15 protein-coding genes are annotated in these 16,607 nt (G+C 49.5%); 3 read left to right on the top strand and 12 right to left on the bottom strand.

What is annotated here, in order from left to right; translation table 11 throughout:
• The first annotated feature begins 37 nt into the window (after window positions 1–37).
• A complete protein-coding gene (locus tag ACTRXD_RS16395) occupies window positions 38–445 on the top strand; it encodes an Hsp20/alpha crystallin family protein (protein ID WP_312645926.1) in 408 nt (135 codons plus the stop codon).
• A 212-nt stretch (window positions 446–657) separates the two neighbouring features.
• On the opposite strand, the gene ACTRXD_RS16390 is transcribed toward ACTRXD_RS16395, so the two are convergent.
• Entirely contained in the window at window positions 658–933 is a 276-nt protein-coding gene (locus tag ACTRXD_RS16390; RefSeq protein ID WP_442432864.1) for a MoaD/ThiS family protein, read from the bottom strand.
• Between the two features lie 87 nt (window positions 934–1,020).
• Window positions 1,021–1,743, bottom strand: a complete 723-nt coding sequence (locus tag ACTRXD_RS16385) for a cyclase family protein (RefSeq protein WP_442432863.1) — start codon at window positions 1,741–1,743, stop codon at window positions 1,021–1,023.
• 249 nt (window positions 1,744–1,992) lie between these two features.
• On the opposite strand from ACTRXD_RS16385, the gene ACTRXD_RS16380 reads away from it, so the two are divergent.
• Complete coding sequence (locus tag ACTRXD_RS16380) at window positions 1,993–2,241, top strand: YHS domain-containing protein (RefSeq protein WP_442432862.1); 249 nt, start codon at window positions 1,993–1,995, stop codon at window positions 2,239–2,241.
• Window positions 2,242–2,290: 49 nt separating this feature from the next.
• Here ACTRXD_RS16380 and arsS read toward each other — a convergent pair whose 3' ends face one another.
• Together arsS and ACTRXD_RS16370 are read right to left on the bottom strand one after the other, a co-directional pair.
• A complete protein-coding gene (gene arsS / locus ACTRXD_RS16375) occupies window positions 2,291–3,301 on the bottom strand; it encodes an arsenosugar biosynthesis radical SAM (seleno)protein ArsS (RefSeq protein WP_442432861.1) in 1,011 nt (336 codons plus the stop codon).
• Between the two features lie 54 nt (window positions 3,302–3,355).
• A complete protein-coding gene (locus ACTRXD_RS16370; RefSeq protein ID WP_442432860.1) occupies window positions 3,356–4,561 on the bottom strand; it encodes a methyltransferase domain-containing protein in 1,206 nt (401 codons plus the stop codon).
• Between the two features lie 391 nt (window positions 4,562–4,952).
• Here ACTRXD_RS16370 and ACTRXD_RS16365 point away from each other — a divergent pair, with 391 nt between their 5' ends.
• Entirely contained in the window at window positions 4,953–5,582 is a 630-nt protein-coding gene (locus ACTRXD_RS16365; RefSeq protein ID WP_442432859.1) for a hypothetical protein, read from the top strand.
• Between the two features lie 160 nt (window positions 5,583–5,742).
• Here the strand turns inward: ACTRXD_RS16365 and ACTRXD_RS16360 are convergent, their stop codons facing one another.
• Genes ACTRXD_RS16360 through ACTRXD_RS16325 form a run of 8 tightly spaced genes read right to left on the bottom strand, consistent with a single transcriptional unit; the run spans window position 5,743 to window position 16,587 of the window.
• Window positions 5,743–7,230: an NADH-quinone oxidoreductase subunit N gene (locus ACTRXD_RS16360; protein WP_442432858.1), complete on the bottom strand. Its 1,488-nt coding sequence runs from the start codon at window positions 7,228–7,230 to the stop codon at window positions 5,743–5,745.
• Between the two features lie 45 nt (window positions 7,231–7,275).
• Entirely contained in the window at window positions 7,276–8,871 is a 1,596-nt protein-coding gene (locus ACTRXD_RS16355) for a complex I subunit 4 family protein (protein ID WP_442432857.1), read from the bottom strand.
• Window positions 8,872–8,876: 5 nt separating this feature from the next.
• Window positions 8,877–10,430 (bottom strand): complex I subunit 4 family protein, encoded by a 1,554-nt coding sequence (locus ACTRXD_RS16350; protein ID WP_442432856.1) that lies wholly within the window; start codon window positions 10,428–10,430, stop codon window positions 8,877–8,879.
• Between the two features lie 9 nt (window positions 10,431–10,439).
• A complete protein-coding gene (gene nuoL / locus ACTRXD_RS16345) occupies window positions 10,440–12,437 on the bottom strand; it encodes an NADH-quinone oxidoreductase subunit L (RefSeq protein ID WP_442432855.1) in 1,998 nt (665 codons plus the stop codon).
• A gap of 1 nt (window position 12,438) precedes the next feature.
• Window positions 12,439–12,741 carry an NADH-quinone oxidoreductase subunit NuoK gene (gene nuoK / locus ACTRXD_RS16340; RefSeq protein ID WP_312645914.1) on the bottom strand — a complete coding sequence of 101 codons (303 nt, stop codon included), beginning with the start codon at window positions 12,739–12,741 and terminating at the stop codon, window positions 12,439–12,441.
• Between the two features lie 12 nt (window positions 12,742–12,753).
• The gene (locus tag ACTRXD_RS16335; protein ID WP_442432854.1) at window positions 12,754–13,296 is read right to left on the bottom strand and encodes an NADH-quinone oxidoreductase subunit J family protein; all 543 of its coding nucleotides are present in this window, start codon (window positions 13,294–13,296) and stop codon (window positions 12,754–12,756) included.
• Window positions 13,297–13,303: 7 nt separating this feature from the next.
• Window positions 13,304–13,873, bottom strand: a complete 570-nt coding sequence (gene nuoI, locus ACTRXD_RS16330; protein ID WP_442432853.1) for an NADH-quinone oxidoreductase subunit NuoI — start codon at window positions 13,871–13,873, stop codon at window positions 13,304–13,306.
• A gap of 23 nt (window positions 13,874–13,896) precedes the next feature.
• On the bottom strand, window positions 13,897–16,587 hold the full coding sequence (locus tag ACTRXD_RS16325; protein WP_442432852.1) for a molybdopterin-dependent oxidoreductase: 2,691 nt from the start codon (window positions 16,585–16,587) through the stop codon (window positions 13,897–13,899).
• Between the last annotated feature and the right edge of the window lie 20 nt (window positions 16,588–16,607).

The raw sequence follows: 16,607 nt of genomic DNA, 5'->3' as shown, positions 1-16,607 counted from the left end.
ATGGGGAAACCCTCATTCAATAAAGGAGGATGAACACATGACAACACAGACGCAGGACATACAAGTACGGGATAAGCGGGAAGTCAAATCGGATGCGGAACAAACAATCCCTGGTCGGGTGTTTTCACCCAATGTTGACATATTTGAAGACGATCAGGCCCTGACAATTGTGGCGGATATGCCCGGGGTGCCATCCGAAAATGTCTCAATTGATCTTCGTAACGATGTGCTTTCTTTAAGCGGTGTGCCGTCGGTTTCTGTTCCTGAGAAAGAGGAGCATGTTTTACGCGAGTACGAGACCGGGAAATATTTCCGACAATTTACTCTTTCTGAAGTAATTGATCAGGAACATATTGAAGCCAAACTGAATAATGGAGTATTGCGAGTAACTCTGCCAAAGGTGGGGCCTGCCAAACCTCGCAAGATTCAAATCACGGAAGGGTAATCAGATCTCAACATTCGAGGGGAGCCGTTCGAGTAGGACGGCTCCCTTTTTTGCGTGAATGATCGCTCACCGGGGATGGACGATTCTGAGGCTTTTGATACGCTGACAGGATGTCCGCCTCAGGACAGAAGTCTCTGCCAGAAGACCGAAGCCCATGGGTGATCCACTGGAGAAGCCGGTTGGCCCGGGCCCATCAACATGGTCATCTTGAATTAATAATGTGAGAGCGTAAGTCCGCTTTGTCCCATTCCATCGTGAGCGACAATATAGACGGCATCTCCATCGTAGACTTTAGTCTCTTCACTGGCAATTCGTTTATTCACGGTCACCATGACTTTTTTTTCTTTTAACAACTGAAAGATTTCCCGAAGCGGTTTGCCTTGTTTCCTGATCAGTTGCTTAATGGTGACGGAGTCAGCAATCTCGCATCCAAGAGCTCGCTCCCCATCAACAGTTTGCAAATCACCCATTAACGTAATCGTAACCATAATTTCCTTTTGTTCAGCATCAATATTTTTCCAAGTATCTTCATGAGCGCCCGGAAACCTTTCATTCAGTGTTTGTCTGATGAGCCCCTAAGGCACGGTTGCAATAATTCGAGCCGGTCCTCCTGTGCCTCCCTGAATCTTCATAGGGAGGGCCGTTATTCGAGCTCCTCTGGGTGGTAAGAGTTCGAGATGCGCCACATTCTCCAACGCATAGCGATTCGCTCGACCCAGAATTTGATGAACGGGAAAATCCCGTGACTGCCCGGCATCAATACTGGCTGTATCTATCCCAATTCCTAAAATATCTCTTTTCGTAAGCAGAAATGTTATGGCCTTGGCAGAAAAGCCGGGGAAATGGAGCGTAGCGGGATCCTCTGGAGTGGGGCTACCAAGATATCGGACCTTATCCGGCCAATACTGTCCAAACCCGGTAAAGAGTAACACGATGGCTTTGGGAGGGATTGGACCGTACGAGATTTCCCATTGGGCAATATCGTCAACCTGTAAAGTATAATCCGGATTGGACTCCACCTGTGCTCGAATATCCAGCAAGATCGCCTCACCTGTTAACTGGTCGACGGGGATTTCATCCACACTCCACCCGGATTCTGCAAAATGAATAGGGGCATCGAGATGGGTGCCACCATGCTCTGAAGCTGAGTAGACTGCCGAGGCATACCAATACCCCTGCTTGCTGGGCCCCCAATTCGTTTTCTTCCAGTGAAAGGACTCATTCGTTGGCCAATACACAGTCTGTTCCTCAAAGGGATAGGTCAGATCGACGATTGTTCCCGTTAGGGGTTGGCTCATCGTGCATCCCCCGAATACGAGAACTGTTAGCATGACCCGGATCAACATGGGCTGAGACCCACGAGCTTCAGAAAAAAGATCAACGGCAGCATACCGAAAATCCTAACAAGTTGAGAAAGGGCACAGCAATGGAAGAAAGCCATGTAAATCACCAATCATTTTGGGAAATGGCCGTTTACGGCATATGTGGAATCAAACCTGAAAACATGCTACAAATTGCTATCTGTCTCAATAGGCTCATTACACACCATGTATAAAATAATTACAATTCTCATTCTTTTAGTGATCTTGTTCTTTATGGTTCGTCGAGCTTTCCGTGAATGGAGTCAGCCCAAACTTGACCCTGCCACCCCAGGGAAAGATGTGATGATTCAAGATCCCGTCTGTAAAGTATACGTAGCTGCGGGCACGGCGATTGTACAGGAGCTAAAGGGAAAGAATTATTATTTCTGTAGCCAGGATTGCGCCAGGCATTTCAAGCCTGAGGACGTCACCTAAAGAAAGACCGGATTCGAAAACTGATGATTGACGATGGAAGGCAGGCGGGTTAGGTCAGGGCTCCACCACACGATGAACCGGAACCTGCCGTACATCCCAGGCAATGGGGTCCGACTGCAATTGGTCGGTGTTTCAGTTCCGTCAAATTGAACCGGTCTATCCAGGCTGGAGATTCCGGCTGGACCGGCAGATCCAACATTTGATTGAAATCACAGTCATAGAGGCGCCCGTCCCACCCCACACTCAGCAGAGACCGACACATCAGCCCATCGACAGCCAATGGATTGAAATTATTTAATAAAAGCGTGTAGTAATGCTCAAGTTGTCCTGCCTCGCGTAACTCATCCCAAAAACGACTGATCGGCATATTGGTAATCGTATAAAGGCGGTTAAACTGTATGCCATATCGCTGCCCCAATTCTTCTTTAAAGTCTTGTTCTAGTTCGACTTGAGGCGGTGGAAGGACAGGGCCCAGGGGGTTATAGACCAAATCCAGCATGAGACCGGTCCCGTCTGTTCCATATCCCAAGTCATTGAGAGTCTGGAGTGCGGTAATGCTTCGATTAAACACGCCTTTCCCCCTTTGCTGATCGACATTGTCTGCTTCATAACAGGGGAGGGAGGCGACAATGGCCACGTGATGGTCGGCAAGAAATTGAGGAAGATGCGCTTTCCCCTTGACATAGAACACCGTCAAATTACAGCGGTCGATCACCTTTCGATTTCGTACCCGACATTGTTCAACCAGATATTCAAAATGCGGGTTCATCTCAGGCGCCCCACCTGTGATATCCACCGTCATAATCTGAGGGGTGAGATCCAGAACGTCCAGGATCTGATCCATGGTGGCTTTGCTCATGCTTTCCGTCCGTTGAGGCCCGGCATCGACATGGCAATGGTGACATGTTTGGTTACAAACCTTCCCGACATTGACCTGAAGTGTGGAAATCGATTGAGCCTTGAGGGGAAGCGAATGATGGAGGGCCAACGCTTTCTCGAACAACGGAACTATCCCGAAAGATTGATCCGGGGCAACCATGGGGAGAGCTGAAGTTTTCATTGTTTTGATGGCCTTAACTTCTCACACACCGACAGGGTGATTTTTCGGAAATTCCTAACAACACCCCGTTGACGGCCCGCAAATGACGGGTTCGGAGTCCACGCCCTCCCTGGATCGATTGATGATCGCAAAATAGGGTTGATAAGAAGTGGTCTGGAGGACCTTGTGCGTTTTAGAACAAATTTCTACCGGCTCACCGCATTGATAGGTGTGGTGGTCATCGTCACAGACCTCTAGGTACGGTCCGGTCAACACGGCAAATTGTCCTTCCCAAATACAAGGCGCTTCTTCGGGAAAGACGGCCAGCATTCGGGAATCTTGAACCGCCAGAGCCACCGGTTTCTCGTCGACAATGAACCGTTCATGATAAGGAGCTAATGCCAATAATTCGGCCGTTCGTTCATCGATTTGCTGAGGATTGCCTCGAGTAAATGTTGTACCCAGCTCATCCTGCACTTGAGAGAACGGCCCGGTGAGGGTTGCAAAGGCCGATGACGGAGTGGTCGATGTGGAGGCCAGTTTATACCCGGTGAGAGTCACAGACAGGAACTGGATACCGTCAATCACTCTCCATGGAATACTATTAACCTGATGGAGCCCTTTGAACCCGGCTTCCCGAAGCCCGCCCCAATAGTCTCTGATCGTAAGGGCGCCTGACAAACAATCGCCCCATTTGGCCTTGTCATAGATTAAGTAATTAGGCATTGGTTGGTCGGCAACAATATCGGAAATGGTGAACCGTCCACCAGGTCGGAGCACACGAAACATCTCCTGGAAGACCTTCCTCTTATCTGGAGCGAGATTAATAACACAATTCGAAATAATGAGATCCACCTGATCGTCTTCAACAGGCATGGCGTCGGCAAATCCCTTTCGAAAGTCCACATTCGGCTCCGGATAACCCAGATTGCTAGCAACTGTTGGTGCATGCCTACGCGCCAAGGCCAACATTTCATCGGTCATATCAATTCCAATGACACGCCCTCGGGGCCCGACTTTCCGGGATGCTTCAAAACAGTCGATCCCTCCTCCAGAACCAATGTCCAGAACGACTTCCCCAGGTTGGACAGTTGAAAGGCCAACCGGAGTTCCGCAGCCATAGGACACATTTAAGACCTGTTCTGGTATAAATTGTCCCAAATCCTCATGGTTATACCCGGTCGGGCAACACAACTGTTCACCGTTGGTCACCGCCTTAGCATATCGCTGGCTGACCGCCTGGGTGATAGAATGATTTTCCTCTTTTGTTTCATTGGCCATAGTACCCTCATGGAAATTTGCGAAACCCTGTTAGTGACTTGCGCCCTGTCAAAATCAGGCATAAGACAAGGTATCACCCCAAGATAACACTGTCTGGACATGCCCGGAAATGTTACACATTTTACTCATAAAAGAGAACATAGAGATGAAATCAAGAAACCCGATTATTAAAAAAACCGCTCTCCCTTGAGAAGAGCAAATCAGATGAGAGAGAATAGCGGAGGGCCAGGCTCTCCCCTTCATCTCTGATTCGGTTCAAGAAGGAGGAAGACACTCCTGCATTTACACATAAATCAAGAAAATTTTCCAGGTATCGACTTTCCTTTCCTGAAAAATCAGGAAGAGATATGCTCGAAAAATCTGTGAAATAGCGAAAACGGAAATTCACTCCATGGCCCTGGTTCCCTGCCCTGAATGTCACAAAGAGGTCTCGACCGAAGCTCGAGCCTGTCCTCAATGCGCCTTCCCTTCTCCTGGGAAGCACGCAATAGAAGAAGAACGTGCATCCGGACTACACACCTGTCCACAATGTCACGGTCTGGTCTCGCCGGATGCCCGCACATGCCCCTATTGCCGGGTGTCGTTAGCAGGAGGACACCCACAGCAGGAGGATAATGGCGAATCAATCCAGGAAACGCTGGTGTGTCCACACTGTCGAGCATCCTATATCCATACCAGGAAAGTTCTTCCCCAACCTGTGAAGCCAGAGACAACGCCACCAGGGAAAATACCCTCAATCGCCCCAGTGAAAAAGGTAGCCCCAAAAGGCTCACGAGCCAGCCAAGTGGAACCTCTCCGGAAAACCACAGCACTCCTGGGGCCACGACGACCCTCTGCATTGTGGCAAGACCCGTCGGGGTCCCCAAAAGTTCCTCCCCCCCGTTATCCACGTAGCAAAAAAAATTCGATCCTCATCGGTCTGATTCTCCTAGTGATTGTGACCATATCCGTGGTATTTGGGGCTATTTGGCAACTTAATGGGCTCAATCCCCTAGAAACCATCCTCTCCTGGCGGATGTAAGTCCACCAAATTTCCATTTTTTCCTAATACCCCACCAAGCTGTGCTCATCCTCAGCGCACATTCTCCCCTTTCAAGGAGGTCACGTGGAGACACGGAAAAAGGGATTGTGCCTGTCAATCAGAGAAGGAGTGTGGAACGCGCAAATATCCTGTCCGGCGATTATCCGCCAGGAAGTAGGGACGCGGCGACGGTGGGTCCTGCGATATTGGAGAACATAAGGGAGGCACTAACGGCCCAGTCGATAAACGGTCCTGGGTACACACCCAACAACACGGTTCCGGCAATCCCGACATACACCGCAACTTTGATCGGCATGGATGCAAGAATTGGCGAAGAATCGGCGGGTTCGTTGATGTACATCTTTTTGACGACAATCAGATAGTAGTACATGGAGATGACGATATTGATGAGCCCAACAATCAGAAGGGTGTATAGCTCCTCTTTCATGGCAGCAATAAATAAATAGATTTTCCCGATAAATCCCGCAAGCGGCGGAACGCCAGCCAGCGACAACAGAAAGAGCAACATGGACGCCGCTAAAAACGGGGAACGTCGATTCAGACCATTATAATCTTCAATTTCGTCGCTTTTCATGACCCGACTCACGGCAATGATGACAGCGAACGCTCCCAAATTCGCAAAAAGATACGTCAGGAGAAAAAACATAATCGCATCACTGCCTTGTTTCGTCCCTGCGGCTAATCCGATCATGATATTTCCAATTTGCGCAATGCCGGAATAGGCCAAAAGCCGTTTAATATTCTTTTGGGCAATAGCCACGATATTGCCGTAGGTCATGGAGAAGATGGATGCGACGACAAATAACAACACCCACATTGGCTTGAATGAAGCAAGAGACACGTAAAACATCCGGATAAGGATAGCCAATGCTGCAGCCTTCGGTGCAATGGAGAGGAAAGCCGTCACAGGTGTCGGTGCGCCTTGATAGGTGTCAGGAATCCAGGCGTGAAAAGGGACGGCACCGATCTTGAATCCCAGGGCGGCAAATATCAAAATGTAGCCAATCGCCAACCCATAACTTCCAGGTGTACCGGTCATTTCAGAGAAAATTAAGGTCCCGGTTTCGCCATAGACCAAACTAATGCCATAGGCTAATAATCCGGCCGCAAATACCCCTAAAATAAAAAACTTGAGGCCGGCTTCCGATGAGCGCTGGTCATCTCGGAGGTAGGCGACCAGCACATAAAATCCAAAGGTTGAAAATTCCAGGGTGACAAAGACGGAGAGAAGGTCATTCGACGAAGCCATGAACATCATGCCGAGGGCCGACATCACGACCATGACATAATACTCCCCACGGAAGAACCGGAAGTCCTGCACATAATCAATCGACATAAACAGGATAAGAGCGGTGGCGCCCACAATAATGAGCTTAAAGAAAATGGCCATCCGATCCAGCACGAACATGTTTTTAAACAAGGCCCCCGTGGTCCCGGCTTGGTCAAATCCCAATAGGATCAGACCGGTGACCGCCAACCCCGCAATACTCAGGTAGGCCAATTGTTGGTGCGTCATCCGCTTCAGCGAAAAGTCCAGTGACAAAAGGAGACACAGCCAGAGTGTGAGAAAAATCTCAGGCAGAAGCAGAAGCAAATCAGCGACGGAAAGGTCAAGTTGAAAGATCATTGCAAAATAATCAGACAGTCCTCAGAAGGTTCAATTTTGATTCGTTTACGGTAAAAGGCCCTGAGTGTTTTGGGTAATGAGTGGGGCCACCTGGTTAATCCGGTCTACCATAGGCTCCACAGTCGACCGTACCACTTCGTAAAAATGCCCGGGAAAAATCCCAAGAGTAATGCTACAGACTATTAAAAGAAGCAATGGCATGCGATCCACCCAATGTCTGGCATCGGTGGCATGGGCGTATTCCGGATCCAACCTCCCGTAAAACAGCCCCCGCATCATTTTGAACATATACGCAAGGGTCAGGACGATACCAAGCACCGCCACAACGACTTGAAAGGGATATGCATCCCAACTCCCCACAATAATCATCACTTCAGCAATGAAATTGATCGTCCCCGGCATGCCGATTGAGGCCATACAGGCGACGATAAAGGCCCCGGCAATAAATGGCATCTTTTCAACGAGTCCTCCCAAGGATGGAATGTCTCGTGAATGGGTTTGGTCATACACCCAGCCGGCCATGGCAAACAACATGCTGGTTGCCAGAGCATGGGCAAACATATAAATCACGGCGCCGGATAGACTGATATAGCTCAATGCGGCCATGCCCAGGAAGATATAGCCCATATGACTCGAGCTGGAATAACCAATGACATATTTGGTGTCTTTGGCAAAATAAGACACCAGTCCCCCATAGACGATGGAAAAAACGCAGAGAACAGCCGCCACCCACATCCATTCCCGCGTCGCATCAGGCAGAATTTCAAAGGCCACACGAATAATGGAAAAATGTCCAAGCTTCATTAACACACCGGCATGCAGCATGCTGGTAGCTGCCGGGGCAGCGGCATGGCCGACGGGTGACCAGGAATGCAAAGGCCATATCGGGGCGATCGAGGCGAAACCAAAAAAGATCAGAAACCAAATTAACGTAGCGACCGTATCCGAAAAATGGGCCTGTTCACGCAACACCACAATGTCAAAGGTGTGGAGACCGGAAAGGTGGTAAATGAGGAGGATTCCCATCAAGGCCACCACCGCCCCCGCAGACAGGAACAGGACCAGTTTCATGGCTGCGTATTCTTTGCTGTTGGATCCAAAGTTAAAAATAAATCCGATGGAATCACGAAGTTTGCGTCCTTCGGGATCGGTCATGCCGAGATACCCCTTGGTATGACTTCCCCAAAGACCCAGCAATAAATACATGGGCAACACCGACATTTCGTAAAAGAAATAGAGGAAAAAGAGATCCAGCGACATGAAGACCCCAATGGTCGCCGCCGCAAGGATCAGAAGGAACATATAGAACTCTTTGGTCCGATCCTTGATGTGCCACGAAACAAAAATGCCCGCAAATAACAAGATGGCGGAGGCAAAGACCAATGGGCCGCCGATGCCATCCACCCCGAGGTAAAAGGCAATGCCTAATTCTTCAGACCAGACATACCGCTGGACAAATTGAAATCCGCCTTTCGCCGTATCGTAAGCATAAAAAATATAGAAGGAGGCCAGGAGGGAAATACCCGCAGAAATAGCCGCCGTCATTCGCACCAGGAGCGCTTCCTCCCTGGGAACGAACATTAAAGCGATCGCGCCAAAAAATGGAGCAAAGAGGATAATGAGTAGGGAATATTCACCCATAATTGTTAATTCCTGGTGACCTCAGGGGAAAGCAGAGAGTCATGCTGTTGAGCCGTCGCCATTCCCGGATGCAACCGATCGACGACCTCCTGCACGGATCCATTGACCATCCGCAAGAACGGGGAAGGATAAATGCCGATCCAAAAAATCATGACCGACAATGCCACCCCGATTGCCCATTCACGGCTATTTAAATCCTTAATAGCTGCCGGCACACTGTCTTTCAATGGTCCAAAGATGGACCGCTCATAAAACCACAAAAAGTATGCTGCAGCAAAAATGATCCCGGTAACCGCAATGGCTCCATAGAGCCACCAGGCTTGAAACACGCCCAATAAAATGAGGAATTCCCCTATAAAACCGTTGGTTCCCGGCAAACCAATGGAGGCCATCCCAATGATGAGCATAAACGTGGCAAGAAGCGGCATTTTCTTCGCCAACCCACTATATCGTCGTACGTCATTATGGCCCAGACGTTCATAAATGAATCCGGCCAGGAAAAATAATCCCGCAGTGCTGAATCCCAAATTAATCATGGTTATCAGGCTGCCTTGTATTCCTTGGAAATTCAGCGCAAACATACCCACGACCACAAAACCCAAATGGCTAATACTGCTAAACACGAGCAGACGCCTGAAGTCAGGCTGGATGATGGCGACAATTGCTCCATACACAATAGCGGCCAGACCCAGGGTCATGAGAATAGCGACCACCGTGGCGTGCTGAGAGGCATCGGGGAGCAAAGGAAAAGAAAAACGAAGGAAGCCATATGTACCCAATTTAATCCCTGCCAGCATGACAGACATTGGGATCGGCCCTTGAACCAAGGCATCGGGCAACCAGGAATGAAATGGGAATATGGGCGCTTTAAAGGCCAGTCCCAAAAATACCAACCAAAAAATCAGCAGTTGCTGACTAAGGGGAATCTGAACAGCAAGCAAATCGAGTAAGTCAAAGCTATACACCTGTTTTGCTTCAAAATAGTTCAAACTCAGAAGGCAAAAGCCCACAAGCATGAACACGCTCCCCAGAAGAGTATAGAGAACGTACTTTAATGCGGCATATTGGCGTTGCTCTCCAGGGCCCCAGAGTTTAATCAGGAAATAACTGGGGATGAGCATAAGTTCCCAAAATACAAAAAAGAGGATCAAATCAATGGAGACGAAAATCCCCATCATCGTGGCTTCCATGCCCAGCAGGCACATATAAAACGCTTTTGGACGAGCATGAACCGTATCCCAGGCGTAGAGAACCAGAAGCAGGATGAGGAACGCGTTCAGGCCCACGAACAGAACGCTGATTCCGTCGACCGCCAGGTGATAACTTATCCCTAAGAAAGGAATCCATTCATGACGTTCGGCAAACTGCATGGCCGCCGTCTCCGGGACGAATCGCCATAACATCAGCGACGCCACGACCATTTCCAGGCTTGCAATCCCCAGTACACTCTTCCGGATCAGGTCTTGATCCTTCAAAGCCCAAATAACCATCGCCCCGAGGAACGGAAAGAAAGTCAGAAAGGTCAGAATGGGGAACCCGAATTGTAATTCTTCTTGCATGATAGTCAGTTACCGAATGGATATGCCGGCGGCGGAAGATCCAATAAACCACACCAGGGCCAGATGAATGAGCAGCGCCAGCCCAATGACAATAATGGCGGCATAATGATGGACCATGCCACTTTGAATTTTTCGCCACGACCACGAGAGAAGATGATTGGAATAGCCCACCACATTCAATCCTGCGTAGATCACATATTTTTCAACCCATGTAATCGCACCAGCGCTGACATCCGTGCCTCGCCCGATCCCCACGACGAAGCGGTCAAGAACCTGTCGATCAAACCAATCCCATAGCAACCCCAATTTCTTACAGGGTTCCACAATTAAAGCGTCATACATCTCATCGACGTAATATTTATTGAGAATCGTGGTGTAGGCTCGCGGAGATTTTGCAACCCATTCGTTGGCCATCTGAGGACGCAGGGCATACATATAATGCGCTAAACCCCATCCACCCAAGGCAATCGCGATGGCCACCCCCATGAGGCCCAACAACATACCCCACCCCACTTCATGGGCCTCAGCACCCAATGGAGTCGCCACATCATGTAAAAATCCATGGAACCAGCCATGCTCCGGGGGTACACCAAGAAATCCTCCGAAAATGGCCAGCCCGGCCAAAATTACGAGCGGAATGGTCATCACCGAAGGTGATTCATGAATATGGTGGGCCACATGTGGATCGACTCGAGATGACCCATAGAACGTCAGATACGTGAGTCTGAACATATAAAAACTGGTCAGGAACGCTCCAACAGCGGCCAGAAGATACAAGTGATAATAGCCATGAACGAAGGCATGAGCCATAATTTCATCTTTACTCCAAAAGCCTGCCAAGGGAGGAATACCCGCAATGGCGAGAGTTCCGATCAGAAATACACGATAGGTCGTTGGAATCTTGTCATGCAGTCCGCCCATTTTCCGGATGTCCTGCTCCCCACCCAATGCATGAATCACCGAACCGGCCGACAAGAATAGAAGTGCTTTGAAAAATGCATGGGTCATCAGGTGAAAGATGGCGGCAGTATAGGCGCCAACCCCACAGGCCAGGAACATATAGCCCAACTGGCTGACGGTTGAATAGGCCAACACTCGTTTAATATCGTTTTGAACGAGTCCAATCGTGGCGGCAAACAGTGCCGTGACGCCTCCAACAATGCCCACCGTAGCCAACGCCATCGGCGCCATATCAAATATCACATGGTTTCTCACCACCATATAGACCCCGGCGGTGACCATGGTAGCCGCATGAATAAGCGCACTCACCGGAGTTGGGCCTTCCATCGCATCGGGCAACCAGGTGTACAAGGGTAATTGCGCCGACTTGCCGATCGCGCCGACTAACAAACAGAGTGAGATGGCGGTGGCCATTTCAGATGAAAGAGTCGAGGCTTTGGCCATCACAGCCGTGTAATCGAGTGTGCCGAAATGGGAAAAGATCAGGAATATTGCCAGCAAAAATCCGGCATCGCCTATCCGGTTCACGACAAAGGCTTTGGTCGCGGCCTTCCCCGCCGAAACTTTTTCGTAGTAGTACCCGATCAACAGGTAGGAACAGAGGCCCACGCCCTCCCACCCAATGAACAACACGACATAATTGTTTCCCATGACCAGCAGGAGCATGGAAACCATGAAGAGGTTCATATAGGTGAAGAAGCGAGTAAACCCTTCTTCACCATGCATATAGCCTACAGAATAGACATGGATGAGAAACCCCACACCGGTCACCACTAACAGCATGATGACACTCAGGGGGTCGATGAGAAAGGCAAGATTTATGGAGAGATCGCCTCCGAAAATCCAGGAGTAGGCAATCACTTCTCGCGGGGTAGGATCTCCGAGAATTGAAACGAAAACACCGAGCACACATAGAAATGACAATCCGACGGAGCCAAAAGCCAGGCGCCCCGCCATATCATGGGAATAGCGAGAGCCCAACAGCCCGTTGACCAACACGGCCAGCAGAGGAAAAAGAGGAATCAGGAGAACGAGCAGATCGAACACGTTACCACTTTAAAATATTAATTTGATCGACGTTCGTGGCCATTTTCCCGCGAAACACCACAATGATAATCGCTAATCCGACAGCGGCTTCCGCTGCGGCCACCGCAATGATAAAGAGTGCCGCCATTTGCCCGGACATGGAATGAAGATAATGAGAAAAAGCCACCAGATTGATATTGGCGGCATTCAACATAATCTCCACGGACATCAGGACGACAATAAAATTCCGCCGGATCAGGACGCCGACGAGTCCGGTCATAAACAAAATAGCGCTGAGAGCCACATAGGCTGAAAGAGGAATCATGAGTTATGGGGCTTAGGGCATGGAAGAAATGCCTGGTTCTTCTTGTGAATCAGTCTTCGCGGGTGTTTTAGCAAGAACGATGGCACCAATTACAGCCCCTAACAGGAAAATCCCAATCACCTCAAAGAGCAATAGATAATCGCTAAACATCGTGATCCCAATGGCATGGCTTGGTCCCGTTTGCAGGATGAGGTCAGGCGTAGCCGCTCCAATCACACCGCCATAAGGCGATTGAAAGAGGAGAATCAGAAGTTCTCCAAATATTGCGATTCCGGCAAATATTAAAAAGGCATATTTTTTATGGAGATGCTGTTCCTCCGTTTTTAAATTCATCAACATCAACACAAAAAGATACAAAATAAGAATCGCTCCCGCATACACAATGATCTGCACCGCAAAAAGAAATTCCGCATTCAACAGGACAAACAGACCCGCGACATGGAGCAGGAGCGTCAGCAAGGCCAAAGCGCAGTGCACGGCATTTCGCAATGCCACAGTCAAAACCCCTGCCACGACACTCACCGTGGCAAAATATCCGAAAAGAAGCCACATCATGATGAAACTATGGTTCCTGGGTGCTTTTTATTGAAACAGGGAAATGGTAGCGGTAGGCGCGGCCTTCCTCCCCTTCCTTCTCTTGGTTATGGGCATAGAGATACTTTTTGGCATCATCTATATGACGCTCTCCAATCTGGTAGAGCCGCGCCTTGTCAAAGAGGAGGGTCCGCTTATCATGAGTCGAAAATTCATAGACCTTTGTCATCGCCAGCGCATTCACCGGACAGGCTTCGACGCAGTATCCACAAAAGACGCATTTGGTAATATCGATATAAAATTCAGTGGCATAACGTTGGAGCGGCAGAGTCTTATCTTCTTCGCTAAGGACTTTAATGCAGCGGGACGGACAGGCTGCCTCACATAAATCACAGCCCACACAACGCTCTTTCCCATCCTCATACCGCAGCAGGCAAAGGGCGCCACGATGGGCATCAGGAATTGTTCGTTTCTCCCGTGGATATTGAAACGTGATGGGGCGATGCAGCAAATGCTTAAGCGTCACCTTCATCGCATCCCAGATTTCGCGGAAGAGCACGGCGTCGAAAAACTTTTTTGTCGCTGGAGAATTACTCATGATCTGATGGCTGGCCTTTCCGATCAGGCCTTTTCAATAGAAACATAGGTCAACTTGAAATAAGGAACCCCTGTGACAGGATCAATCTGAACCGGCATCAGGTCTTTTACGGGTGGATCATTGAAATGTTCAGGAACCGTACAAGTCCCTGGCAATAACGACATATCCTCTTCCACTCCCATCTCCACTGTGCCCTGATCTGAAGTGATCCGCACACGGTCATGAGCACCGAGTCCAAGTCTGTTGAAGTCCTGGATGCTCATGCGAAGACGAGACGTATTGGGTGAAATTTCCATCAGGCCGGAAGCCCGGGTGGAAAGCTTCCCTGAATGATAAAGCAATTGAATCATGCGTAAGGCAAAAGGCCGTGGAGTAGGACTCTCCATCCCTACGGGATAACGCGACGCCACTTCCTCGGGAAAAGCTTTCGAGAAATACTCCGAAAGGTCAGGAGCCACGTGAGAGACCTTCCCCAGATTGTAATAACCCGGAAGGATTTTTCGGATTTCATTTTGAATATCCTGGGTCGTTTCGTATTCCATGGGCGAGCCTAACCCGTTTGCCATGCCGACCATGATGTGCCAATCCAAGGTGCTTTCGCCAAGAGAATCCAGAGCCGGACGGAGAAATTGTACTTTTCCTTCCTGATTGGTCACTGTGCCGTCTTTTTCGGCAAAGGTGGAAGCTGGAAAAACTACATGAGCCATCTTGGCGATTTCCGTTAAGAAGGGATCCTGGCATATGAGGACGTCTAATTTCGCTAAAGCACTTGTGACATCATAGGAAGCGGGAAGCGTTTCTAATGGATTTTCGCCAACCAGATAAAGGGCTTTAATCTCCCCATTTAGACAACGGTCCAGGATTTCCGTGAGATTGGCTCCGCGGTCAACATCCGGAAGGTTGTTGCCCCAGACACGAGCAAACGTTTCCCGGGCTTGGGAATCAGTGAAGGAAACCGGACCGGGCAGATATTCCGGTGCGACACCCATATCGATTGCCCCTTGTTCGTTCGCTTCCTCGGTATAGGTGTTAATGCCGCATCCCTTTCGACCAAGCTTTCCTGTTACCCAGGCTAGATCGATAAGATTCAACATATGCTGATAGCCCCCGGCATGCCGGAGAATGCCCTCCCCGCAAATGATGATCGACCTGGACGCTTCAGCAAATATTCGAGCTGCCTCATGAATTTGCTCCTGACCCACCCCCGTCTGACTGGCCATGTCCTCAAGAGAAAATAACCCAACGGCCTGCCTTAACGCATGCAAGGCTTCGGGAAATGCCGACGAAGCTTCTTCGTCAATCAACTCCTGATCCAGGACCGACTTCACCAGACCTTGAACAAAGAGGCCCTCGGTCCCTGGCTTCACCATCATGGGGTGAGAGGCCAATTTCGCGATATTGGTTTGCATGGAATCCACTACAATGGTTTGGGCCTTATACAACCCCATAGCCGACTTCACTCGCAAACTTGCAACCGGATTGGTCTCTGTAATGTTGGCTCCAATGATGAGGACGGCCTTCGCTTTATTGATCTCTTCCGAGGTATTCATCATGCGGTGAAGGCCCAAGGAATGCTTCATGGCCCTGACAAAATTCAGATGCCCATATCTGGAACTGCTGTCCAGATTATTCGTACCAATAACAGAACGCATAAATTTTTGAAACACATACAGATCTTCATTGGTACACCGGGCTGTAATAAGCCCGGCGATGGCTTGCGCACCATATTGCGCTTTGACATTGGCTAAACGACCTGCAGCCAAATCTAACGCATCAAGCCAGGGGGAAGGTTTCAATCCGGATTCGGTACGAACCAATGGAGTTTTCAGACGGGTGTCACTATCAATGAACTGAAATCCAAAGCGGCCACGCACACAGATACCGTCATGCCCATTTACCGTATCTGTGCGATCTCCCCATTTGTTTTTCCAGGAAAGGGGGGAGGTCACCCGAACCACTTCGGTATCTTTGGTTTCCACATATATTTGGCAACCGTCGCCGCAATAATTGCACGTCGTGGTCGTTTTTTTGAGCTGCCAGGGTTTATAAGCATATTTTGAAAATTTATTGGTGATGGCTCCAACCGGACACACCGCCAGGCAATCCCCGCAGAATTCACAATCCAGCGCTTGATCGCCTTTCGCCACTACCTGGGTAAACCCGCCCTTTTTCATAAATTGCAGGGCATCGATGCGTAGCACGTCTTTGCAAATATTGATGCATTCTCCGCAAGCGATGCAGCGGTTCATATTGAAATCAAGAACCAGGCTGCGCGTATCTTCCGGAATATTTTTTTGTTTTGCGTTGGCTAAATTGGTCACGCCATGTTGAAAGGCCATGTCCTGCAGTTCGCAATGGCCATCGGCATCGCACACCGGACAATCCAGCGGATGGACGGATAGATGCTTCTCCACAGCTTTTTTCCTGGCCAGAAACAGCTCTTCGCCTTCGGTCTGGATGACCATTCCGGCTGCGGCCTTCGCGGTACATGACCGGACAGGGGCTTTTTTCCCTTCCTGAAAAACCAGACACATTCCACAGGATCCGAATGGGTCGAATGTATAGTGGTAACACATCGCAGGCACAATTTTTCCGGTGCTGGATATGACGTCATAGAGGGAGACTCCTTCCTTGGCCTGGACAACCTCGCCATCCAAGGTGAGTTCAATCGTCGCCGCCTCGACGTCAGGCGTAGTGACAGGCTTTAATCCCATTGAAGTCCTCTTCTAGAAAT

This window comes from Nitrospira sp. T9 (genome assembly GCF_052156535.1).
Lineage (GTDB): Bacteria > Nitrospirota > Nitrospiria > Nitrospirales > UBA8639 > Nitrospira_E.
Note: the sequence above shows the minus strand (reverse complement) of the source record. Positions and strands in the feature narration are given on the sequence as shown.